At 41.5% G+C, this 23951-nt stretch carries 24 protein-coding genes and 3 pseudogenes; 5 read left to right on the plus strand and 22 right to left on the minus strand.

All coding sequences use genetic code 11. The features are described 5' to 3' along the window. Nucleotides 1–31: 31 nt before the first annotated feature. From ACTQ5J_RS08915 to ACTQ5J_RS08965, 11 genes and pseudogenes are all read right to left on the minus strand, one after another. Nucleotides 32–1666, minus strand: a complete 1635-nt coding sequence (locus ACTQ5J_RS08915; RefSeq protein ID WP_441752441.1) for a hypothetical protein — start codon at nucleotides 1664–1666, stop codon at nucleotides 32–34. A gap of 36 nt (nucleotides 1667–1702) precedes the next feature. Then, entirely contained in the window at nucleotides 1703–2212 is a 510-nt protein-coding gene (locus ACTQ5J_RS08920) for a hypothetical protein (RefSeq protein WP_441752442.1), read from the minus strand. 143 nt (nucleotides 2213–2355) lie between these two features. Next, nucleotides 2356–3768, minus strand: a complete 1413-nt coding sequence (locus ACTQ5J_RS08925) for a LuxR C-terminal-related transcriptional regulator (protein ID WP_441752443.1) — start codon at nucleotides 3766–3768, stop codon at nucleotides 2356–2358. Between the two features lie 103 nt (nucleotides 3769–3871). Beyond that, the gene (locus tag ACTQ5J_RS08930; RefSeq protein WP_441752444.1) at nucleotides 3872–4831 is read right to left on the minus strand and encodes a hypothetical protein; all 960 of its coding nucleotides are present in this window, start codon (nucleotides 4829–4831) and stop codon (nucleotides 3872–3874) included. 227 nt (nucleotides 4832–5058) lie between these two features. Next, nucleotides 5059–5925, minus strand: coding sequence for an IS3 family transposase (locus tag ACTQ5J_RS08935; RefSeq protein ID WP_441752445.1), 867 nt, complete (start codon nucleotides 5923–5925; stop codon nucleotides 5059–5061). Next, the gene (locus tag ACTQ5J_RS08940) at nucleotides 5922–6092 is read right to left on the minus strand and encodes a transposase (RefSeq protein WP_441752446.1); all 171 of its coding nucleotides are present in this window, start codon (nucleotides 6090–6092) and stop codon (nucleotides 5922–5924) included. Before ACTQ5J_RS08940 ends, ACTQ5J_RS08935 begins: the two co-directional genes overlap by 4 nt. Nucleotides 6093–6110: 18 nt before the next feature. Continuing rightward, nucleotides 6111–6236 (minus strand): annotated as a pseudogene (locus ACTQ5J_RS08945) (helix-turn-helix domain-containing protein); the annotation flags it as partial. A gap of 1122 nt (nucleotides 6237–7358) precedes the next feature. Further along, the gene (locus ACTQ5J_RS08950) at nucleotides 7359–7898 is read right to left on the minus strand and encodes an LEM-3-like GIY-YIG domain-containing protein (protein ID WP_441752447.1); all 540 of its coding nucleotides are present in this window, start codon (nucleotides 7896–7898) and stop codon (nucleotides 7359–7361) included. A 60-nt stretch (nucleotides 7899–7958) separates the two neighbouring features. Then, nucleotides 7959–9149 carry an NAD(P)/FAD-dependent oxidoreductase gene (locus ACTQ5J_RS08955; protein ID WP_441752448.1) on the minus strand — a complete coding sequence of 397 codons (1191 nt, stop codon included), beginning with the start codon at nucleotides 9147–9149 and terminating at the stop codon, nucleotides 7959–7961. A 335-nt stretch (nucleotides 9150–9484) separates the two neighbouring features. After that, nucleotides 9485–10087 (minus strand): CadD family cadmium resistance transporter, encoded by a 603-nt coding sequence (locus tag ACTQ5J_RS08960; protein WP_441752449.1) that lies wholly within the window; start codon nucleotides 10085–10087, stop codon nucleotides 9485–9487. A gap of 431 nt (nucleotides 10088–10518) precedes the next feature. Continuing rightward, the gene (locus ACTQ5J_RS08965; RefSeq protein WP_441752512.1) at nucleotides 10519–11580 is read right to left on the minus strand and encodes a S8 family serine peptidase; all 1062 of its coding nucleotides are present in this window, start codon (nucleotides 11578–11580) and stop codon (nucleotides 10519–10521) included. Here ACTQ5J_RS08965 and ACTQ5J_RS08970 point away from each other — a divergent pair. The 5 genes and pseudogenes from ACTQ5J_RS08970 to ACTQ5J_RS08990 form a co-directional block, all read left to right on the plus strand. After that, nucleotides 11580–11917 (plus strand): annotated as a pseudogene (locus ACTQ5J_RS08970) (IS30 family transposase); the annotation flags it as partial. The gene ACTQ5J_RS08965 and the pseudogene ACTQ5J_RS08970 overlap by 1 nt on opposite strands. Nucleotides 11918–12191: 274 nt before the next feature. Beyond that, nucleotides 12192–13781: a hypothetical protein gene (locus ACTQ5J_RS08975; protein ID WP_441752450.1), complete on the plus strand. Its 1590-nt coding sequence runs from the start codon at nucleotides 12192–12194 to the stop codon at nucleotides 13779–13781. Beyond that, a complete protein-coding gene (locus ACTQ5J_RS08980; protein WP_441752451.1) occupies nucleotides 13774–14526 on the plus strand; it encodes a hypothetical protein in 753 nt (250 codons plus the stop codon). The genes ACTQ5J_RS08975 and ACTQ5J_RS08980 overlap by 8 nt, the downstream gene beginning before the upstream one ends. Before the next feature lie 204 nt (nucleotides 14527–14730). Next, nucleotides 14731–14955 (plus strand): helix-turn-helix domain-containing protein, encoded by a 225-nt coding sequence (locus tag ACTQ5J_RS08985; RefSeq protein ID WP_441752452.1) that lies wholly within the window; start codon nucleotides 14731–14733, stop codon nucleotides 14953–14955. 22 nt (nucleotides 14956–14977) lie between these two features. Beyond that, entirely contained in the window at nucleotides 14978–15082 is a 105-nt protein-coding gene (locus tag ACTQ5J_RS08990; RefSeq protein WP_441752513.1) for a helix-turn-helix domain-containing protein, read from the plus strand. Between the two features lies 1 nt (nucleotide 15083). On the opposite strand, the pseudogene ACTQ5J_RS08995 reads toward ACTQ5J_RS08990, so the two are convergent. From ACTQ5J_RS08995 to ACTQ5J_RS09045, 11 genes and pseudogenes are all read right to left on the minus strand, one after another. Continuing rightward, a pseudogene (locus tag ACTQ5J_RS08995) lies at nucleotides 15084–15221 on the minus strand (PTS lactose/cellobiose transporter subunit IIA); the annotation flags it as partial. A 255-nt stretch (nucleotides 15222–15476) separates the two neighbouring features. Further along, nucleotides 15477–15830, minus strand: coding sequence for a hypothetical protein (locus tag ACTQ5J_RS09000; RefSeq protein WP_441752453.1), 354 nt, complete (start codon nucleotides 15828–15830; stop codon nucleotides 15477–15479). 299 nt (nucleotides 15831–16129) lie between these two features. After that, nucleotides 16130–16900: a tryptophan synthase subunit alpha gene (gene trpA / locus ACTQ5J_RS09005; protein ID WP_441752454.1), complete on the minus strand. Its 771-nt coding sequence runs from the start codon at nucleotides 16898–16900 to the stop codon at nucleotides 16130–16132. Further along, nucleotides 16893–18077: a tryptophan synthase subunit beta gene (gene trpB, locus ACTQ5J_RS09010; RefSeq protein ID WP_441752455.1), complete on the minus strand. Its 1185-nt coding sequence runs from the start codon at nucleotides 18075–18077 to the stop codon at nucleotides 16893–16895. The genes trpA and trpB overlap by 8 nt, the downstream gene beginning before the upstream one ends. After that, the gene (locus ACTQ5J_RS09015) at nucleotides 18070–18684 is read right to left on the minus strand and encodes a phosphoribosylanthranilate isomerase (RefSeq protein WP_153833297.1); all 615 of its coding nucleotides are present in this window, start codon (nucleotides 18682–18684) and stop codon (nucleotides 18070–18072) included. The genes trpB and ACTQ5J_RS09015 overlap by 8 nt, the downstream gene beginning before the upstream one ends. Continuing rightward, on the minus strand, nucleotides 18684–19466 hold the full coding sequence (trpC, locus tag ACTQ5J_RS09020) for an indole-3-glycerol phosphate synthase TrpC (RefSeq protein ID WP_441752456.1): 783 nt from the start codon (nucleotides 19464–19466) through the stop codon (nucleotides 18684–18686). Before trpC ends, ACTQ5J_RS09015 begins: the two co-directional genes overlap by 1 nt. Continuing rightward, a complete protein-coding gene (trpD, locus tag ACTQ5J_RS09025; protein WP_153833295.1) occupies nucleotides 19463–20491 on the minus strand; it encodes an anthranilate phosphoribosyltransferase in 1029 nt (342 codons plus the stop codon). The genes trpC and trpD overlap by 4 nt, the downstream gene beginning before the upstream one ends. Next, the gene (locus ACTQ5J_RS09030; RefSeq protein WP_441752457.1) at nucleotides 20484–21071 is read right to left on the minus strand and encodes an anthranilate synthase component II; all 588 of its coding nucleotides are present in this window, start codon (nucleotides 21069–21071) and stop codon (nucleotides 20484–20486) included. Before ACTQ5J_RS09030 ends, trpD begins: the two co-directional genes overlap by 8 nt. A 2-nt stretch (nucleotides 21072–21073) precedes the next feature. Beyond that, a complete protein-coding gene (locus tag ACTQ5J_RS09035) occupies nucleotides 21074–22537 on the minus strand; it encodes an anthranilate synthase component I family protein (RefSeq protein WP_441752458.1) in 1464 nt (487 codons plus the stop codon). A 486-nt stretch (nucleotides 22538–23023) separates the two neighbouring features. Next, nucleotides 23024–23164, minus strand: coding sequence for a hypothetical protein (locus ACTQ5J_RS09040; protein ID WP_153833292.1), 141 nt, complete (start codon nucleotides 23162–23164; stop codon nucleotides 23024–23026). Nucleotides 23165–23434: 270 nt separating this feature from the next. Then, the gene (locus ACTQ5J_RS09045) at nucleotides 23435–23614 is read right to left on the minus strand and encodes a YwbE family protein (protein WP_441752459.1); all 180 of its coding nucleotides are present in this window, start codon (nucleotides 23612–23614) and stop codon (nucleotides 23435–23437) included. Nucleotides 23615–23951: the final 337 nt, after the last annotated feature.

Genomic DNA, 23951 nt, shown 5'->3' on the forward strand with positions numbered 1-23951 from the left:
AAAAGTCTTGTTATAGCAAGCCAACTTCCAGTCAGTCGGTCTTGTATCCTTCATACCGGGGTCCATCTTTTGTTTCGTCTTTAAATAACATAGTCGTTTCACCGTTTACTTTTGTACTCCCATCCTCAAGGATAAAAGTATATTTTGAATCTATTGTGATTTCACTGTCTTCATGGGGAATCTTTTGAACATATGAAGCTGTTCCCGAAGCCGGATCATAGGATAATTCGAAAGGTTCTTCACCTTTAGCATCGCTGGATGCCACCAATTTATCTCCGTTCTTTGTGAACACGACAGTATGCTGCTGTTCTTTGCCGTCATAATAGGTGTTCATAGAATAAGTCCCGGCGATATCGTCGAGGGAAAGCCCAGTCTTTCCTTTTTCCATTTCCTCAGACGGTGGAGCGGTAGATTCTTCGGAATCCAAGAACATCTCGTAGAGCAGATTTCGCAGATTTTCTATGACCTCATTCAGCTCTTCCTCGGTGTAATAGTATTCTTCCTCTATTTCCTCTGCCAGCTCTGCGGCGGTCTTAGGCTCTGCTTCCTCCGGCACGGGCAGACCCACTTCCTTTAATTCCTTTGCCATCTCATCGGGGGTTTTCCCTTCTGTGCTGATCTCGGTCATGGTTACGGTGGTCTCGCCATCATCGCCCACGGTAATCGTGCCACCAAGTATCTTTCCCTCGCTGACTAAATCCAGTACGCTCTCCCCGATATAGTTGAGCTTATCCAAAGACCCCATCTGTTTTGAAAACTCTGCACCGGCCTTTATTCCTGCCTTGATCGAGTCTCCGCTGAACACGTTGACCCCTCCGGCGATAGATGCGATGGGGCCCACAATATCCTTGAGGTCGTTGGCAGCCATTGTCACTTTATTATTTTCGCCAAGGATGATGGTGCTCCCGGTGGAAGCGATGTCCACAATGGTATCAACGCCACTGATGACCATGCCTCCTGCCTCTAAAATGCCCGTGGCTGTACCTCCGCTGGCGATTACGCCACCAATATATAGTCCTGTTTTGCAAGCGGTCTTTGTCGCCATAGCCGCGTTCTCGAAGCTCTGCATCGTATCGCCTTCGGCAGAATAGGCTTCGCCCTCCAGAATGTTTTGCGCCATTTTAAGCTGGGCAAAGGCATTTTTTGCATCGGTTCCAAGGTTTTCCGAAAGCTGCTTGATTTTTTGGCCTGAAGGGTAGGAGTCGTATTTTTCGGTCAGCTCCTTTGCCCATTTCACAGCGGCGTTTTCCTCAGCTGCGTAGGCCACCATAGTAAATAGACCAATCCCCGCAGGGCTTGATGAGGTATAGGACGTGGTTGCCGCCTGCGTAGACGCGGAGCTGCGCAGACTTTGAGCATAATCTGCCAATTCCGCTGCTTGGACGCTGGCCAGCTCACAGAGCCGCCATGCCTCAAGCGTGTCGGCAGTCATAGCTTTCAGCTCGTCTATACTGCCATTTTCAATGTCATACTCAATCAGCGCCTCAGTTTTGAGCCGGGCTATGATGTACTGCTGTGTCGCTATCGCGCCCGCCTGTTCCACGGCGGCGCGTTCTGTGGCAACTGCGGGAAGGGATACCGTGGTGTTTTCTTCTGTTTTACCGCCGCAGCTGGCAAGGGTAAAAATCATAATAAGCGCCAGAAATAAAGACACATACTTTTTCATTGCATTACCTCCAAGGTTTATATTTTGCTTCTTGTGTTACCATCCGGTGATTTCCGCCCGTACGCCTGTTTCGTGCCACAGCTTTTGTGCGGCCTCCACAACCATCTGTTTGTGAAGCATACCGTGCAGCAGCTCTACCCGCATGATCTGATCCTTATCGCCAAAGGTCAGGTACATCCGCTCCTTATCAATTTGAACGGCGCTCAGGCGCACGCCATGTACCCCGTCGAGACCCCATCGGTAGATTCTGCTGCCAATTAACACACCAAAGGTAGATACTACAGTTTCCTCAGAGTCTTTTTTTATTTGGCGGCCCGGTATGGAGATAAGAGCCGATGGCACTGCGAGGATGCGATTATCCCAAATGAGTGTTGCGTCATAGAGCAGACGACTCTGCCTCAACAATAACAGGAGAGATATAAGGCTGATAGATCCAAAGGCGAAAACTGCTTCTAACATAAATGTAGCGCCGAGCCACACCGCCAAACTAATACTGGCCGTGAACAATAAAACATATTCATTGCGTCGTTTGCGGATTAATTTCATTTGCATCATACCTCCCTTCAGTATAAATTTTAGGGAAGGGTGCCTCAAAAAGCATCGTTCGAAATGATGAATTTGCAGAAAAAAGCCTCTCATACTAAAGTATGAGAGGCCAATAGAACCCTGTATTTATGTGGTTTTATGTATCATTCAATCGTTTGATTCTTCAGCAGGGTGCTTATGAGTTGTGCCCGACTACCTACATCATATTTTGAAAAAATGTTCCTTGCATGTGTTTTTACAGTACTCTCACTGATAAACAAAGCCCCGGCAATTTCCCGGTTTGATTTGCCTGAAAGGATTAGCTGCAATACCTCCTGCTCCCGGACAGTCAGCGGATCAAGAGTTTTAATTTGACGAACAATGTCCGTTTGCTGTGACTGGCCCATATTGTCATAAGCAGCAAGATAAGCATGGCTTTTCAGCAGTAAGACAAGCTGGTTGTTCAGCGGCGGCAGCATAACCAGTGTAACGCAAACCACAGTAAGGGCAATCACCGCAACCTCCGCACTTGGAAGCCCAATAGAGGTTACAAACATTCCCAAGAAGCCTCCGCAAAGGACTCCGAATACATTGGCAGAAAGTCCAATTCCAAAGGTTTGTGTGGGGTTGTCGCTATAATCCAGCATTTCTCCAAGGATGCTCCACCAAAACAGATCAAAAATACCGCAAGCACCTAGCATCAGCGTATCGACAATCAGATAGTCAGAAGTCTTTCGCCCTAACAACATAAAGCTGATGAACGCTCCTATAATCATTGCCATTCCAATATACAAAATTCTGGAACGCTTTGCTTTAATAGGTAAGTTCCGCATAATAACAAGCGCTACGATATAAGGCACGGCCCAATACCAGCTCACCAATCCCGTCAGATGCTCAAAAGCAGGATTTATTACCTGATACATCAGTCCAGAATTAATTGTGATGATAAAGACAAAAAGACACAGCAATATCAGTTGGCTTTTAATGCCGCCATGCGTTTTATTTTTAAATGTTTGGTTCTTCTCATTATCTTGCTCCAAAGGCAGCATCCAGATGAAGGCTATACCGATCACAAGGCAAAGCATAGTAAGGCTTAGCCCGACAAACGGTGAGCGATTCATGGCAAACACGTTGACTGCAATCATCAGCAAATTAGAATAAATCAGAACGTCGGCACAGGATTTAATGCGTTCGTCCTTGGGAGTAAAGGCCCTGAGAAAAAATCCCCATGCCGCCACCGCGCAGCCGCTAAAGTATCCGCTGACGATCAGTCCGCCCAACCATAGAGAGGAGGGAGCAAAAAAGAAGGGAACAGAAGCGGCTAAGCATAAGCCCATGCCGCCGAGCATCATGCTTCTGGCGGCCGCTTGTGATTTGACAAAAAGACCGCAGGTAAAAAGCCCCGCAAAATGTGCGATAATTGCAGCCAGTATGTAACGGTCGGTGTCTGTTTCACGCAAATCCAGCAGGCTGTACAGCACCTGCCCCTCAAACTGAAACGACAGAATATAGGCAAAGAGAAATGAAAATCCGACAACAGAAATCCTGCGGGCGTTTATTGGTTTATGGCCGTTCATGTGATAACCTCCTCTCTTTTTTAATTGGATTTCCTGCCTTTTATAACGCTTTATCAATGGCGTTTTCCATGATTTTCATCCTCATTTCTTATCAGCCTTTGGCTTATATTTTCGATAGCCGTTCATGAACAAGTGGCAGCAGTACCTTGTCGACCTCACGCCTAAATTCTTCGTCCTCAAGGTATTTCTCACAGAACTCTTGGTTCTTTGTCATACGTCCCAGCACCACATCCATTATGGTGTTGTCGTAGATGATTTTGAAGAGGTCGAGCGGGTTCTTAGAACGCAACACCATTTCTTGGTTGCCCGCCATATCTTGTACGAACTGTTCTAAAACCTTATCCATTTCGGTGAAGTTCGTGCCAAGCCGTTCATTTAGGCTTTGAATGATGGCAGACAGAACCTCTTTTTCATCCTCAAGCGGCAAGCCGCCTCCAGAGGTTCTCTGTTTCAAAAGACCATCCTCGTTCGCCAACACAATGGAGCCTTCAGATACTTTCTGTACCCGATAATATTGAAGCATAACGTCGTTACCAATGTCGGGGGTGTGTTCCGTATCGTCTTTTGGCAATTTGCGAAGCAGGCACTTGGCATAGGCATGGAACTTGTGAAGGTTCTCGTCGCCGAGGCTTATGATGTGCGTGAGGAATGAATATAGGCGGATGAATTTCGCCAGTGCACCCTTGAAATCCATCTTGTCTTGTTCCTCGGTCAGGGCGTTATAGCGGTCTACAGCGGGGTCGATAAAACCATTCAACTTAGCCAAATCAATGTTGCCTTGTTGCTTACTTGTCTTAAAGAAAACCTTGGCTAAAGCATCAATTTCGCTATCCTGATAAATCATAAAGCTATCAAGCACATTCTTAATGTCGTAGATGACATTCGGGTCGGTCGTTTCGGCCACGCCCGTCGCTTGATAGTAGTCTTGGAACGCCTTCTCGATGTCTTCGCGGGAGCTGACGAAGTCCAAAATAAATGTTTCGGTCTTGCCCCTGCACGAGCGGTTGACGCACGAAAGTGTCTGAACAGCCTTGATGCCAGTCAGCTTTTTATCAACATACATCGTATGCTACAGTGGCTGATCAAACCCTGTCTGATATTTTTCGACGACTATCAAAATCTGATATTCAGCGGTATCGAATTTCTCTACAGTTTCGTTGTCCGGAAACTTGTTCAGGTTGGATTCCGTGTACTCCTTTATTTCGCCACTCACCTTATCTTTAACCGTACCAGAAAAAGCCACCAAAATGTGTAGTGAACCCCAAAAGTTGGAGTTTATTTAATTGAATATTAAGCAGCTAATTGAGTGTCTTGTTTTCGGTATGCAACCGGAGATAAGCCGCTCAATTTTGTTTTGATACGTCGATGATTATAATCTATATAATGTTCGATGCGCTCTTTTATTGTATCATAACTTACTTGTTCGACACCATAATACATTTCTTGTTTTAAGAGACTAAAGAAATTTTCCATCGGTGAGTTATCTAAGCAATTGCCTTTGCGAGACATGCTTTGAAAGATACCGTGTTGTTTTAAGGCATTCACCCATGAATTATGTTGATAATGCCAACCTTGATCACTGTGGATGGTCGTTCGATACAACGCATGTTCCGTGACCAAAGCGAGTGCCTCATTTAAAGGATCTAAGGCAATATCTAATGTCGGATGATTGGATATCTTAAACGAAATAATCTCACCGTTATATAAATCTAATATTGGACTTAAGTAAAGTTTTTGGTCGTCTAAACACTTAAACTCGGTCACATCTGTCACGAGTTTTTGTAAAGGAATCGGTGTGGTAAATCGGCGATTCAGTTTGTTTTTAGCGGTCTTACCCACTGTTCCTTTGTAAGAATTATAGCGGCGATTTTTATGAGAAAACTTAGTGCACTTGATTCCTAACTGGTCCATCAAGCGTTTAACTCGTTTGTGGTTAACTTGATGCCCTTTATTTTTAAGCGCCTTTTGAATACGACGATACCCGTAGTTGCCATCATTTTCATCGAAAATTTCTTGAATAAGACTTTCGAGCGCTTCATCTTTATTTTTCGTTTCTTTTTTTGAATAGTGATAATGATAAGTTGATTCTGGTAAGCCAGTTACGCTCAAAACATCTTTAAGCTTAAACTTTTCCTGACTTAATTCATAGACAATCATGGCTTGTTGTTTGCGCGTGGGTCTTTCAAGCCCAGCGCTCTTAACTTTTTTAAGTAAGCTAGCTCCAGACGTAAGTATTCATTTTCTTGTTTTAATAAGTTAAGTTCATCGGTTTTAGGCGTTGACTTCTTGTTTGAACCCTTCACATTTTTTGAATATTTAGGCATCTTAGGCGGTCTCCCTTGCGGTTTATTCAGACCTTTGGCACCTTCAGTTAAATAAGTTCGTTTCCAATTCGCTATAATCGACGGGTCTTTAATGTTGAATAGATTCGCAGTCTCTTTATAGGAAGCGCCAGTGTCTTGCTTAAATCTTAAACATCTAGCTTAAAATTTAAAGGATAGTGTTGCTTCGTTATTTGATGACGTAAGCCCGCTTCGCCAAACTGCTTGTATTGATTGGTCCATTTAGTCACCAAAGACTTACTTGAAAGTTAGATTTTTAATTCTAACTTTTGGGGGTCAGTACAAAAGCTTATATACTGAGTCTTTTAATCTAATTAAAAGAAATTCAACGAGATAAACGACGATGACCGATACCGTCAGAACTGCTAAAGTCACATAAGGAACTTAAAACAAACATACGCCTACATGTTCAAAACTATCAATGTAGGCTTTGAATTCAAGCTTATATAAAAGCTCTATAAGTAATGGTTAGTGTACCTGTACTCACGTGCTGACTACTTTCTTCATAAGTTTGATCATTTTCCTATCCAACCTAACACCCTTACTCTTATTGACTAGTTCCTACAGACATACCCCTGCTTGCATAATAAAAAGGAGTCACTTAATCTTTAAACTAAGTTTACTCCTTTTAATATTAGTGGAAGTTCTTATGTGGTCCATCAAGAACATTATAACATCAAGATTTTAGTCTCTAACCTTTTGCATCAGTTAAACTTCGTTACGCAGCTGAGGCTTTATATCGCTAAGCTCTAACAGCCTCAAGCAATACGACACACTCAGCAGACGACTTCTACCAATCAGACTGCGCCTATCGGCTTGTCTTCTTGGGAAGTCCGTGCATGGGCGGAACATCTACTTCTTCTGTCGCTAATGCTCTTTCACAAGTAGTGTTACCGTCTCAACGTGTCATATTGGGCATGTAATAATTGATTATAGTGTGTTGGAAATGTGGTTTGAATGATTATTAATATAAACTATTGACTGACCACTCCCAAATTTTAAATCATATATAGCCCTTTGATATACCCCTAATGCTTTCATTATATTTTCACTCTTTGAATTTGAGTGAAAACAAAAACGTTGTCGACCTTTTTCATCAATACTTGGTTCAAATCCTGTCACTTCATAAGCAGAAACCACTGTATTATTTATCCCCGTATTGATTCCTAAAATATATTTAACTTTTTCAGCTTTATCTTTCGCAACTCTCCAAGTCCCTAACGTTCTAGATTTAAGATTATGGTCATCTCAATCGTAAAAAGGGTAATCATACGTTTCATCCTTATCTAACTGGAGGGAGTCTGTTATCTTGACAGCAAGTATAAGTTCGTCAGTTTGTAATTCAGTTATGGACATTGGGATACTTCCAAACTGTCTTTCCAAATCACCCACTTCAGTTCCCCGGACTCCATGACCATTTACTTTATTTGTTAGGTTTCGAGGCGAAAAAATGTTAAATAAATTTATTAAAGTGTTTTCGCTCGCGAACGCTTCTCGTTCTGATAACCAGTAATTTAAAATTACTTTTTTTATTGGAAATCCTTCTGCCTTAATAGCTCTGATTTTGTTAATTTTTAAGTCTTCAGTTTTATCTTCACTTTCTAATAGCAGTTCTAATTTTTTATTAAAGGCAGCTTTCTCATGATTAAAGACACGATTCCCCTTCCCTTTACCGATGTAGAATATCTCTTCCTCATCGTTACTAGTATCGACTAAACAATAGATGTAGAACTCTTTATCTTTGTTTTTATTTAAATATGATAATACTTTATCTGAAAATTTTTCCATAAAATATTCCTCTTTATCATCTTTTTCAATTCTGAAGCTATCTAGTATTCAACAAATCAATTAAATAGGCTTCAACATCCTCGTTAGCTTATCTAATGTTTTCGGTGGGTTAACCAGAATTTCACGGGCCTTATCCATATCAACTTTCACATTATATGTTAAAATTCCTGTTGGTTTACCTTTAAAAAGATAATAAACAATATAACCACCAGCAACTTCTTCAATAATCGCATCATCACGGTTTCGACTCATTTCACCAACACCTTCAATAGAAATATCTAAGACATCCGTATAAGAGAGTGGCGCACCATGATTATAAACTTCTTCAGCGCCCGTCATGTTTCGTCCCGCTACTTTCCCAGAATACTCCGCTTGCTCTTCATGTTCAAAACGATTACGTCCTATGATTACATCTGGATAATTCAACACATCTCCTGCTGCATAGATATGTTTGTTGGAAGTTTGCAAATACTTGTCAGCAATAACACCATTACCCACTTCTAAGCCAGCTGCTTCTGCTAATTCAACATTTGGATTTAATCCAATTCCTAAAACAAGAATATCCGCTTTCAATACAGCGCCATTCTCTAGTTTTAGACTTACTTGATCGTCCTCTACTTTGTAACTATCAGCATAGGCATTGTTTATCAAGGAAACGCCAATATCTACAAAGCGCTGTTGAAATTCTTTAGCAAGCATTCGTGGTAGTCGTTTTTCATTTAATATTTCATTAGGAAAAACAAGCGTCACATCCATATCATTCAGCTTTAGACCTGCTGCAAGTTCTGCTCCAACCCAGCCTCCTCCAACGATAATGACTTTGCTCCCAGGTTTGGCAAATTTTCGGAGGTTTCGGTAATCTTCTAGGTTTCTTAAAGCTAGGACACGCTCACTCTCCAGCCCATCAATCCACTTTGGAGCGCCACCCAGTGCATAAAGCAATTTTTCATATTGATAGATTTCTCCACTCTCATTCTCAATCGTTTGTTGATCGGCATTAATTTGCTTAACAGTTGTCCCAGTTAAGATATCAATCGATTCATCATCAGAAATATTATAATATATTGTTTCTTTTGGATAGTCTGGCTCTGTCCAAAATTCTTTACTTAATGGAGGACGATAGTAGGGTTTGTCAGTTTCTTGTGTGACTATCAACAATGTCCCTTCACGGTCATACTTACGAATTTCCATTGCGGCATTGGCCCCAGCCATCCCGCCACCTAATATTATATATTTATATGAATGTTGCATAAATCATGCCTCCCTTTTTCTCTTCCTACATATATTACCAAAATTCTTCTTAAATGTTTTTGTATATGCTATATTTCATATTTTCTCTATGAGTGTCTCAGTCATTCAAGTATAACCTATTAATAAAATATCAGCTTACTTATTGCCCATTTAGAGAAAAAGAAAGCTGCGATCCATAATTGTTAAAAATATACATAAAAGTGAGACACAAAACGATGCAAATGATATTGCATCGTTCTGTGCCTCTTTAATATTTCGGTTGTGTTATATGTATCTAAGTTCAACCTTAAATACTTTAATGGTATATTCTACTATCCGTGAAGCTGCTTAAAATTCTATGCAATCAGTGACCAAAGATGTTGAATCGTACCATTCTCTAACAGAATAAAAATACCCAAGCCGATGAAAACGACTGGTACGATGACTTTTTCGTAACGCTCAACTACTTCACCAATCATAGGAACCGAAGCCAGTCGTTTGGATAAATAACATAAGATAAAAATCCCAATGATAAAAACAAGGATCACAACCATGACTTCCTGGAAGGACATTCCAGTAAAGTAAGGAATATAAATTCCCAAATTATCTCCGCCAAGGGCAATGGTCAGAGCAACCACACTCGCAACTTCTGACTGTCTATGCGACATCTTTTCTTGCAAGTCCTTTTCATCTACATCTTCATCGATGAAGATAGCCCGAATCCCTAGAATCAAAGGAAGTAAACCAAGTAACCCGATCACCCAATCTTGTGGAATAAAGTTCAGGAAGTACGCTGCAATGAGACTAAAGCCAACGAGCAACCCCGTTCCAATATATTGGCCAATATAAATTGATCGTTGTTTACCAGTATTCATGGTAGAGAAAAGAATCGTTAAAACAACCAAATAATCGATGGACGTAGAGATAAAAACTAACATTGAAGATATAATTATTTCCATAAGCTTCCCCTTTCAATATGTTTATTAGAATTGGTGGTTTTCACACAAACACATCAACTTGGCCAAAGCCAAGGGAGAATGTTTAATAAATTGCTTCATATAAAACATCCAACTTTCATATTTTTTCACATGACTCATATGCTTTCTAAACCAACGTTTATGAAGTCGCTTTGTTCCCTCATGAATTATACCATTAAACATACAATGTTTCAGCCTCTCAGCTTGCTCATTCTGCTTGTCTTCTTGGAAAATCCGTGCATGGGCGGAACATCTACTTCTTCTATCGCTAACGCTCTTTCACAAGTAGTGTTACCGCCTCAACATGGGACGAGTTGATAGAATTGATGTATTTGCGATTTTTGGTGAAATGGTCGTATGCGGTAACATGTCGACTATTTCATACGTTCGTGGGAACAGGTCAAAAGTAAATATTATCGAATTCTAACTCTTGATTGAATAGTATTTCTTATTTTATTGTAAAATTTAATTTCCTCTATATGTTCAATCACCATAGACACGCAATAATCCTGAGTATAATTTAGATCATTAATACATTTATTTGAATTAATTATAACAAGTGTACAGGACGAAGTAGGTATATTTTGAGGTTCCCTCTTATACTCTTTTACACCTTTTTGATAGCATCCTTTTTTACGAGTATCGATTCCCGGATCCATAACTATTTCATATTTTTTATCAATCACATTTGCAAGTTGTTCCTCATCACTTAAATCTACTTCAGCAAATTTATTTACAATGATATCAGAGTCTAACGTATGGAATAATTTAAACTCCAATTGATTTCCTAAATAACTATCTCCGCGAGTCATTCTTGTTGGTGGATTGAATGTTAGCGCCACTGGCACCCTTTTATGACCTTTGGCTTCGAAAAAAAGCTTTGGAACATCAACAGAATAGACTTGAATCTTGTTTAATCCAATTGTAGCTTCATCCAATAAAACTACTCTATTATCAAAGGACGCTATAGCATACTCATAGTTTGGTAAACCGTAACCTAATGAGTTAAAATGAAACTTCTTCTTATCGGTATTAGTCCCTTTAACATTTTTGATTTCAGGTAATCTAGTTGATTGTAACAATAGGTTTTTCAACAAATTAGCAGATCCATTTGGATATTTATTTGCAATTTTCCCAAGTATATTTGTAACCATAGGTGCTGAAAAACTAGAACCCACATCGTATGTAAATAATCTTTCCATTGGTAAGTTTGACAATAAAGGTAGCTTACCACTCATATTTTCTTTAATGTTTCCACCGCTTTCTCGTAATATCATGTTACCACCATCGTGAACATCTTCTGGTTTTAATATATTATTAATACCCGGATCAACTCGTGTAAAAGGAGATAGCTCATTTTCATCGGCTATCGGTGTCCATAATTCTTTTTTATGAAAGTCTAGTGATTGCTCCATAATATTAATTTCATGAGCTACTAACCCTACTGTAATAGAAAGAGCAGAAAGGTAACGCAGCGATCGACTACTACAAACACTACACAAAAATAAAAAATGTTGCAGTAGACATAAAGTCACTTTACCTAAAAAGGAACCGAAGTATATTAAAGAAAAAGTTGCTCAAGGATGGCGACTAGATGTCATCATTGGATGTTTTGAACAGCCAATCAGTTGTTCAATGAGAACCTTATATCGTCGATTTAAATATGGCATCTTTGATATCACAACACTCCCTATGAAAGGTAAGAGAAAGTTAAACGAACACCAAGAACGACGGGGAAAACAAGCGTTCAAAAGAAATATCTCTGAAAGAGAAAAAGACTACCCTCTATTTAAAGATGAGTTTGGTCACCTTGTTAGAAAATCATTAAATTATCAAACACCTTTGGAAGTATTTTCAAATTACATAAATGACTCACGTTTGTCTAGCTTATATTGACAATTCAAAAATAATTTAATTCATCTCGATTTTTTATTCTAACTACAATTTATTTCTTTTTCACCCTCCCCTACGCATATCACTTGTCCCAACCTTCATTTAATATTATATTATAATCAAGTTATTGTTTGCTTTTTTCTCTGATGGTTAATATAGTAATCACTTGGATGATTTTTTGAGGAGTGAAATGATGAAGAAGATTATCTTACTGTGCTTTTTACTTTCTTTAATACCTATTCAAAGGGCGGAGGCTCAGTCTCTATCTCCTGTCTTTAGGAAGGATTATGAAGGCGCGGCTGTGCCTTTTTCTGGGTCTGGCTTGACAAACCGTTTGTACAATGAAGTGATTGAGGACTTTGAGGTGGAGATTTCTAAGGATTTTGTCCTGGAGGCCATGGAGAGGAACAATCGCTATCCTGCACTAGTTCCGATTGAGGATGAGGACGTAATGGTTGGGTTCTTTTCGGGGATGGATGAAAACCGTGACCTTATCTATATCTATCAGTATATACTGCCGAATCCGTCTTTGGACTTTGATACTTTTGTCAGTCTGATTCATCTTGTGGATCCGACGATCTCTGAGGCAAACTTACGTGAAGTCTATGCCCCTTGGGTTGAGGATTCCACTTCGACAGACAAGATTGAGCTATCAGGTCATAGCTTTGATGCTTCGCAACACCGTCATCACAATCATGATTATATTGAGGTCTCTTACCATTTCCCGCTGTCGCTTTATAACAATGCTGACACTGTGAATCTCACTAACTCTTTCTATGATTTAGAAGGGGATTTCCCGGATATCTTCTCCCCCGATTATGAAGGCGAAGAAGTCTTTGTCGACCGTGCCTATATCAATCGCATTCTGGACCAATTAAGCCAGACTTTTGGCTTCGAGCTGACAGAGGACCACCTCGATGCGTGGGGCAACACCGTCTATTACTACCCATCTGAAATGGCCAAAGCTGGCCGTTTGAATGAATTTTACATTTTCTCTGGCTTGACTGGTGAGCGGAATGTCCTAGAGATTCGCTTCACTAATGGCTTCGACACCTTCGACGAGTCTTACAACCTCTATTATGATAAGATGACGCGAAGCTACTTCCATTTCTTCGGGAAATTACTCGATCCGACTTTAGACGAGGAAGCTATCGAATTAGCCTATGAAAAATTCCAAGCGGGAGAGGATGTGGAGATGGGCCGCATACACGTCCAATCTAACGGCTATACTGACAACACCCTCAGCATGTCCCTACAGATTCCGACCTCTCAACTTGAAGACCCCGAGACCTACTACTTCGACTCCGTCCCTAGCAACCAGGCCCAAGACGTCCGGATTGACGAAGACGTCCACCACCTAGCTACTGTAGACCGGTTGAATAATCCAGACCGCATCTACGCCGACTACCAGATTGATGAGCAAGTGGTCATTAATCAAACTGATCAGAAGGAAATCTACCGACAATTACTAGACGACCACCAAGTCAACATGCCCCACTACCAAGAGGAAATTCATGTGACGGGCGAGATCATAACCTACTTAGGTTCTGGAAATTGGAAGACCCTTCAAGTTGACGACAATGATTATTTTGCCTCCTTCATTATCTACCTTGAGGGCGATGACCTGCCTGTACTTGAAGGGAATGTCACGGTTGATGGACGCAGCCTTGGTGTCATACGAGCGGGTGCGGGTTCTGGAGGCCGAGTTTTATACCTAATTGCTGAGACTATAACCCAAAATGGCGAGGTCATCTACAATAGAGGAGGATCCGACAATGACTAAAAAACTAAAGATTTTGAGTCTCATCATTCTCATCCTAGCCCCCGCCCTCTTGTTAGCCTATACCAAAAGCAAAGCTGACGCCCCCATCCGCGCCACCGTCCCTGAGGCTTACGAGATCTACCTCAGTGGTGGGCACAATCAAGTCTTGGAGCGCTTGGACCAGTATATTGATGAAAATGCAAAGGGTGGTGAAGACAGCGATGATGCCGGTGTGGCCAACGCGCCCTTCTTCGTCAATATGTCCGAGCAACAATTACTAGCCAAGTCAGCCTTAGAATTCCATAACGCCATTACTAGCGACATCAACCAAGACTTCATGTTCGTGCCGACTGCTATGGTGAATATAGCGGACCGGACTGTCACAGTGGATGGGCAGGACTTAGCTTTTACAGTGGATGGCGAAGACTCCGCTGGACGCCCACTCTATACTCTGACCTCCGACAGTGACGTAATCAGCGACAATAACCTCAGCGTTTTAATTCGCAATGGGGATAGTTTGATTGAGGCGCGCAACAACGCCTACTGGTCTCGCACTTGGCTAGCCATTGCTTACTTCATCGGCTTGTTTACAGTCGGTGTGCTAATCCTGTTCAACCTTGCCTCTCTTTCCACATGGACTGTTGGACTGTACATTAAAGGTGCCGAGCCTGGGCCAATGATTAAGATTGGCTTCGTCGTCTCAGCAGTGACACTGATTATTGTTGGCTTTATGTTTATGTTTATTACCTTTACCGAGATAGGTTAGTTAGTGTACACTCCCCCCAGGCCGAGGCTTGTGGGGAGTTTCTTTGGATTGACCGTCACAAACTCATTGAGAGTCACTTAGCAAGTTTCCTGATTAATATTTATGAAATTAACTTTCTAACTCAGTCGACAAATTAAAAAGGAAGATTTTGAAGTGACCCCCGAAAGTTAGAGTTAAAAATCTAACTTTACGGGGGGCGTTTTTGTGTCACAAAAGCATTCATATAAATTCAAATTAAAGGTTGTCGAAGAGTATCTAACTGAGACATTAGGTTACACCTTACTCGCTAAGAAACACCATATTTCAACGACAAGTTTGATTGAAATATGGGTTAACCAATTCAAAACCAATGGGAAAGAAGGCCTTAAAACCAAACGACGAAATGCAACCTATCCTTTAAATTTTTTAGTTAAATGTTTTAAGATTTAAGCAAGACACGGGTGCGTCCTATATAGACACAGCGAATGCTTTTGGTATAAGTGAGCCATCCATCATAGCCAACTGGCATCGTCAATACGAAAGGTTTGGCACCCAAGGTCTGAATAATCCGCAATGATTTCATTAGCCATATCTTTAAAGGTGATGGCGGTAATTAAGTGATTTTGCCCGTGTACCATCAGTAAGGACAAGGCAACTGGATCGCCACTTGCTTCTTGGGATAACAAAGCAGTTTGGGCGTGGTGGGCTTCAATCAGCGCTGCTCAGGCTAATAGATGTACGTCAGCTTTTTCAAACAAGTTGCTTAGTCTATTGTTGGCCCCTTATCACGGGTAAACAAAGAAATACTCAAAAACTACACCCAAGACCTGAAAAAAGCCGTCGACCTCGCATCCTAACAGTTAGGATATGAAGGGAATAAACGAAAAATAGTCCAAGCAATTTATTTTAAACTGCTTGGACTATTTATACTTACACGCCAGATTCAAATGTACATTTTATTTTCCGTATCATTAGAGCCTTTCAGGTATGAATAATCGTTGCTCATTATCTTCTGTTACGATATATAGCAACTCTTGATCTTGATTAGGCAAAGAGATGACTTCATTTATCATTTCATCGATATCTCTATTACGAGATAAAGCTTCAGTAGTAGTCAATAATTTCTGATTTATATCGGCTAGTCTTTCTTCAACTTTGGCCACTTCTCGCTTAGGCAAACCTGTTACGACGGACTTAAGCCCCTTACTTGACGCCTCACCAATATTTTTTGAAAACTTTCCAACAGACCCAGAAAACTTCTCAACTTGTCCAGGTAATTTTAATCCCTTTTTCTTAGCTTTGTCTTCATCCTTATCCTTTTTCAAAAACGGTAAGTTGCTAGAATTTTCGCTAAAACTTTCCAGAAAGAACTGCGTTTCAGATTATGAGCGAGTTGGTGCTTCAGCACTTACTCGCTAACATGCGTATATTGGTTTAATTAATAATGGTACTTGTACTATACAATTGAATCAGAACATTCAGAAGCTACTCTATTTCAGCTTAGTTTGCATCACACTTTGTGTGATACGGCACTATTCTTCCATCTTATAAGCGAGTTGACGCTTTAGCACATACTCGCTTAAATGCGTTAGAAGTCTCCTGTCTGAACGCCCTGTCTCACATCCTATCTTAAAGCGGCTTGCATTTCATGGATGTAGTCGTAAATGTAAGGCTTTGCTTTTTCACCGTGGGTTTCCACTAGACGCACAATCCCACTCCCTACGATCACGCCATCTGCTTTAGCTGCAATATCTTTAACCTGACTAGGTCGGTTGATACCAAAGCCAACTGCTACTGGAATATCTGAAACTGCCCGAATTTCAGCAACCATAGCTGAAATATCCGTTGTGATATTTGAACGGACCCCAGTTACCCCCATTGAAGATACTAAATAAATAAACCCTTCCGCCTCTTTAGCAATCGCTCGAATTCGATTTTTTGACGTTGGGGCTATCAAAGTGATCACTTCAATCCCATATTGGCTAGCAACTAGTTTAACTTCTTCTTGTTCTTCAAAAGGTAAATCAGGGATAATAATACCCGAAATACCAATTTCCTGACACTTGGCGAAGAAATTGTCATAACCGTAAACAAAAACTGGGTTTAAATAAGTCATAAAAACTAATGGTACATGTATTTTACCTTTTAAATCAGCCACCATATCAAAGACATTATTCAAGCGCACCCCTGCTGATAAGGCCCGAACGCTCGCATTTTCTACGACTGGTCCTTCAGCGATTGGATCTGAAAATGGAATCCCGATTTCAATCAGGTCAGCCCCTGCTTCTTGGGCAGCTAGGATATTTTCAGCTGATTGGTCCAGGTTGGGATCGCCTGCCATCAAATAGGTGATAAAGGCTTTTTTATCTTGGAATGCTTCAGCTATTTTACTCATAAATCTCTTCTCCTTTATAACGGGCAATGGCTGCCACATCCTTGTCCCCGCGTCCTGATAAACAAATCACAATGCTTTGGTCTGGTGACATGGTTGGGGCCAGCTTCTTAGCGTAAGCCACAGCATGTGCTGATTCAATCGCTGGAATAATCCCTTCTATTCTAGATAAATATTCGAAGGCAGCTACCGCTTCATCGTCTGTTACCGGTACATATTCAGCGCGCCCAACTTCATTTAAACGGGCGTGTTCTGGGCCGATGCCTGGGTAGTCAAGCCCCGCTGAAATAGAATAAACTGGTGCAATTTGACCATATTCATCTTGGCAAAACAAGCTCTTCATACCGTGGAAAATACCTCTCGTCCCCTTAGCAATAGTCGCTGCATGTTGAGTGGTATGAATGCCTTTTCCAGCCGCCTCACACCCAATTAACCGAACTCCTTCATCTTCAATAAAGTGGTAGAAAGTCCCAATAGCATTAGACCCACCACCCACACAAGCAATGACCGCATCCGGTAATTGCCCGTGATTTTTCTGGAATTCATCTTTAATTTCACGAGAAATCACACTTTGGAAGTCACGCACCATAGTTGGATATGGATGAGGCCCCATGACAGAACCTAGAACATAATGGGTATCCTCCACCCGGTTACTCCATTCACGCATGGTTTCATTCACCGCATCCTTCAAGGTTTTGGTCCCCTTAGCCACACTGTTAACCTTAGCCCCTAACAATTCCATCCGAAAGACATTCAAAGCTTGGCGATCTGTATCTTCTTGCCCCATAAAAATCTCACATTCCATCTTCAACAAGGCCGCCGCTGTTGCTGTCGCCACCCCGTGCTGACCAGCCCCAGTTTCTGCAATTAAACGGGTTTTCCCCATTTTTTTCGCCAACAAGGCTTGCCCTAGGACATTATTAATTTTGTGCGACCCGGTATGGTTCAAGTCTTCTCTTTTTAAATAGACCTTGGCCCCGCCTAAATCAGCCGTCATATTCTCTGCATAATATAAACGCGACGGACGACCAGCATAATCATTTAATAAAGTCGTCAACTCCGCCTGAAATGCCTCTTCATTCTTATAAAAATTGTAGGCTTCCTCCACCCGTTGCACTTCAGCCATCAAGGTTTCTGGAATATACTGGCCACCAAAGTCGCCAAATCTACCATTAGTCATGTGTTACCTCCCGTATTTTCGCTACGAATTTCTGCATTTTCACTGGATCCTTTACCCCGTCTGTTTCAAGTGACGACGACGCGTCTACCGCATATGGTCGGACCACTTTTAAGGCCTCTTCAATATTTCCAATCCCTAGACCTCCAGCCAGAAAAAAGGGCTTCTCTTGGTATGCTGACACCATTTGCCAATCAAATATCTTCCCTGAACCACCGCGGCTAGGACTCAAGCTGTCGAATAATAAATAGTCAGCTTGATTTGGATCTACCACCAATTCATCCCCAACCGCAACCGATTTGATAATGTGTTGGTCAACTTGACCCTTCAAATGTGCAATATAAGCCTGGTCTTCTTCGCCGTGTAACTGGACTAAATCAATAGTCCCCGCCTGACAAATCGCCACAATCTCTTCAATTGGGGCATTTACAAAAACGCCCACCGTTTGAATATCCGCCGCTAAATCACGTCTAAAACTTGCCGCTAAGTCAGGCTTCACATACCGCTTGGTTTCTGGCACAAAGATAAACCCCACATAATCTGGTTTAGCCGCATTCGCTGCCTCAATATCTTCCGGCCTTCTCAAGCCACAAATTTTCACTTTAATCATTACAAAGCCCCTTTAAGTTCACTTAATTTCACTTGCTTATCCTCAGCCAACATCATAGATTCACCGATTAAAACCGCGTCCACCCGGTTGTCATGCAATAATTTGATATCCGCTGCTGTCTTAATCCCACTCTCAGCAACAAATACCGTGTCATCCGGCGTCAGATTTCTCAAGCGAATCGAATTTTGGAAGTCCACTTCAAAGTTATGTAAATTTCGGTTGTTGACCCCGATAATTCGGCTACCAGCTTCAATGGCCATGGCGATTTCATCCGCATCATGGGCTTCCACTAAAACCGACAAGCCCAATTCGTCCGCTAAGGAAATGTATTCGGCCAACTGGTCTGGACTTAAGATTGCACAAATCAATAGTATAGCGTCCGCCCCGATTGCCCGAGCTTGGTAGATTTGGTAAGGGTCGATCACAAAATCTTTCCGCAAAATGGGAATATCCACTGCTTGGCTAATTTCCTGTAAGTATTGGTTGCGCCCTTGGAAATAATCTTCTTCTGTTAAAACCGATAAGGCCGTCGCTCCAGCCGCTTGGTAATCTTTGGCAATGTCCACATAAGGGAACTCTTTAGCAATTAAACCCTTTGATGGCGAGGCTTTTTTCACTTCGCATATAAAAGACATGTCCCCTTCTTTCAAGGCTTGTTCAAAAGCAAATGGTGGCAAATGACGGTCTGGAAAAGTCACCAACAATTCTTCCAAAGGTGTTTTCAGCTTATCCTCGGCTACCCTTTTTCCCCGGGTAATAACAATTTCATCTAAGATACTCATGCAATGACCTCCTGACCAATAAGGTTTGTTGCGGCAATAAATTCATCTAATTTGGCTTTAGCCTTACCTGAATCAAGCATTTCTTCAGCCAGTCGAACACAGTCGCGTAAAGACAATTCATCTTTACCCATGTACAGGCAGCAAGCCGCGTTCATGACAACGATATTGCGGCGGGCACCTTGTTCACCGTTTAAAATATCTAAAGCGATTTGAGCATTCTCTTCTGGGTCTCCACCGATTAGCTCGCTCAATTGACCACGTTCAAGGCCGAATTGTTCTGGGGTAATAAAGTAGCTAGTTACCTTACCATCATTGACTTCACAAATAGTTGTGGTATCCGTAATTGTAATTTCGTCCAAGCCGTCATGACCGTGAACCACCATAGCCCGTTTCACATTCAATTGGTTTAATACTTGAGCAAGCGGTTCCACTAATTTCTCGTCGTATACACCTAATAACTGTTTGGTTGCACCCGCTGGATTGGCTAAGGGACCTAGAATATTGAACATGGTACGGGCCCCTAATTGTTTACGGACAGGCGCCACATGTTTCATGGCTGAATGGTAAGTTTGGGCGATCATAAAGCAGAAGTCTGTTTCCTCTAAGATTTGTGCACTTTGGTCCGCCGTTAGGAAAATGTTTGCGCCCAAGGCTTCCAGTACATCCGCTGACCCACATTTACTCGATACTGACCGGTTACCATGTTTGGCTACCGCAACACCAGCCGCCGCAACGACAAAGGAAGAAATGGTTGAAATGTTGAAGGAGTTTAGCTCATCCCCACCCGTCCCAACAATATCAAGGACGTCCTTTTTCGCGGATAATTTAAGGCCCTTATCTCGCATGACTTCAGCTGAAGCAGTAATTTCGTCAATTGTTTCACCCTTCATCCGCAAAGCCGCAAGGTAAGCACCCATTTGACTGTCAGTAGCTTCCCCTTCCATCATTTGGTTCATAACCTGGCCTGCCGTTTCTTTAGATAAATCATTGCCTAAGAATAATTCATTAATCGCCTTGTTAATCATGAGTATTTCCTCCTACTTTAAGAAAATTCTGAATCATCGTTTCGCCTGAAGGTGTCAGTATCGACTCGGGATGGAACTGGACGCCAAACATTGGATATTTACGGTGACGCACAGCCATCACCTCACCCTTGTCCGATTCGGCAATCACCAATAGCTCATCCGGCATACTTTGTCGGTCCGCAATCAGCGAATGGTAGCGGGCTACTGGCACAACTGGCGGTAACCCTCTAAAAATCTCACTCCCACTCGCCACATGAATGGTCGACTGTTTCCCGTGGACAGCCGGTTGGGCATGAATAATATCCGCCCCGTAAGCTAGACACATCGCTTGAAGACCTAGACAAACCCCTAAAATTGGAAAGTGGTCAGCCAATTCTTTGGTGACAGCTACTGTGACGCCTGCATCCTCCGGTCGTCCTGGACCAGGAGAGATGACAATATGTGAGGGACTTAAATCAATAATTTCTTCGATGGTGACTTGGTCATTTCGCACAACTTGGATGGCTTCACCCGTATTCTTGCCGATCAATTGGTAGAGATTGTAGGTAAAGCTGTCGTAGTTATCAATCAGTAAAATCATGGTTACGCCTCCTCGTGTCCTAATGCTATCATCATGGCTTTGGCCTTGTTCTTCGTTTCTAAGTATTCTTTTTCAGGATCTGAATCTGCCACAATCCCTGCGCCAGATTGGACAAAGACTTGGTCATTCTTCAAGACAGCCATCCGGATCCCGATACACATATCCATGTTGCCGGCAAAGTCGATATACCCTAAAGCACCGCCATATGGGCCTCGTTTGGTATTTTCAATTTCATCAATCAATTGGCAGGCCCGAATCTTAGGGGCACCGGATAAAGTACCCGCTGGTAGTGCTGATTTTAAGACATCTAAACAAGTCGCGTCTGGTCTGACTTTGGCTGTTACCTTGGATGAAATGTGGCTGACGTGTGAAAACTGCTTGATGGCTCTGTATTCACTGACTTCTAGGGTACCGAATTCAGCGACCTTTCCGATATCGTTGCGGGCTAAGTCAACAAGCATGTCATGTTCGGCCAACTCTTTTTCATTTTCCAAAAGGCCTTCAACCAATGCTCTATCTTCCGCATCCGTTGCCCCGCGCGGTACAGTACCGGCTAATGGGAAGGATGAAGCGACACCGTTACGAACAGAGACCAGGGTTTCCGGTGATGCACACGCGATTTCTAAGTCATCGAAATGCATGTAGACCATGTAAGGTGACGGGTTAATCGTCCGAAGCAGGCGATAAGTTTGTAGTAATGACCCGGAAAAAGGGGCCTTAAACCGGTTGGATACCACCGCTTGGAAGATGTCACCCTCCACAATATGGTGTTGGATTTTCTCTACGATACGCTCGTAATCTTCTTGGCTAAACAAAGCTTCAAAATCGCCCACCGCTTGGGTCAAGTCCTCATCGCGAACATGGTCTGGACGCATAATCAGCTGCTCCATATCCTTCAAGTCTGTAGCCCCTTGGATGTAGTTTTCTTCTAATTTATCGGTTTCAATATTGACGATTAAGACAATCTTTTGGCGGAAGTGATCAAAGGCAATGACCTTATCCATCAACATGAAATGGTAGTCCCGGAAATTTTCTGGGTTATTTTTCGTTAACTGTAGAGATGGTTCCGTATATTTGATGCAGTCATAAGACAAGTAACCAACCAAACCACCTGTAAAAGGCGGTAAATAATCAATACTTGGGCTCTTATAACGGTCAAGGATATCGTTCAAGGATGCTAGTGGATCATCTGCTTGGAAGCTTTCTTCTTGCTTGCCCTCTTGCACGGTTACTTGACCGTCTGTTGAGTAGATCGACAAGTTCGGTTTATAGCCAATAAAAGAATAACGGCTCCAGTTATCCTTATTCACCACACTCTCCAGTAGGTAGAAGTGGTCGGATTGTTTGCTGATCGTTCTCAGCACTTCGATTGAGGTTGCTACATCGGAAAAAATTTCTAAAGCAATTGGAATAATCGTATGGTCTTTGGCTAACTGTCTCGCCTCTTCTAAACTTGGTCTAATCATTGTCGTACGCTCCTTTTAATTCATTATTAAAATCATAAAATTACGGCTAGTCATGACGATTGGGGCGAAAACAACAAAAAAAGCATCCATCCATGACTTATACAAGTCAAGGACGGGTGCTCTAAAAACATCCGCGGTACCACCTTGAATTTACAGACACTACGCCTGTACGCTCTGCAGGATACTAACATATCCCTCGCAACTGACGTATGCGTCACGTCGCAGAATAATCAGAAGTTTATCTCCAAAAATACACTTCCTTTAACTGCGCCCTCCGTGGTCCATTTGATGCACTGCGTTGTGCGAGGCTCTCAGTAACCCCCACTCCCTGTAACTGCACGTTACACCGTTATCTCCACTTCATTGGTTTAAAGTTGTTATTCGATTAACTAGATTATAACGGGACAGGCAAAAAGAAGTCAAGGGTTTTATTAACAGAACATTAAAAATATGGATGTTTCAATCATTATATCTTAATTATTCATATCAAATGTTCATTGCAATTTCTTTACCCATTTTAGGTATCTCAGAAACAAAATTCATAATTTTATCCTTGGAAAGGTTTCTAAAACTATCTATATTGAGCATCCTATTCAGTTCTTTTTCATTATTTAAACTTTTGACCATAACTTTTCTCCTTATTATAACTTCACGAAACTTTTCTCGCTGCATACATCAACAAAATCAATCGTCATAAATTTAGCCAAATAATACTACAGCGCGAATTTAGATTTCAGCTACCACTTAACTTAAATGTAATATATACCATTTCTTCCAAATCAAGCAACAAATTATAAATTAATTGAAGCAACAATAAAAAAGCTAGGTATCCACTAAGGTTGTAGATACCTAGCTTCCTAATTATTTGAAAGTATTATTTCAATTATAATATTTCCTTTACTCGGCCAACGGTGCCATCTCTAGCATGACTTTAATACCATGTGGATGGTTTTGAGAGTTTGTCAGGATTTTACCCACAATACCCTCTGTTAATTTTCCAGATTGTTGGTCCTGTTTTTGAACAATTTTTACCTGGTTACCAATTTGAATATTACTTCTTTTATTACCTTCGTTCATGATGGGCTCCTTTTAAAGGTCTCGATTTTTTTATAGTCGCAACCATTTGTTTAACCTATTTTATCAGAAGATCATCGAAAAAGGCTAATATGAAAAAAATGTAAAGCCAGTCGCTGTACCTTTACCAATATCACCAGTAATAATCCCAACAACAAACCAACATAAAATACCGTAGCATAATTATTCGGGTTCTATTTCCAAAATAAAATCTCCCTATCAGTCCTCTAACAACCTAAACTTATCTAACTTTTTAACGTTCGTTTTTCTCAAATTATTGAAAGTATGATTGTATATTTTATATTGTAATATATACAATCAAGACTATTATTTTTGGGAT

This window comes from Fundicoccus sp. Sow4_F4 (assembly GCF_052116145.1).
Classification (GTDB): domain Bacteria; phylum Bacillota; class Bacilli; order Lactobacillales; family Aerococcaceae; genus Fundicoccus.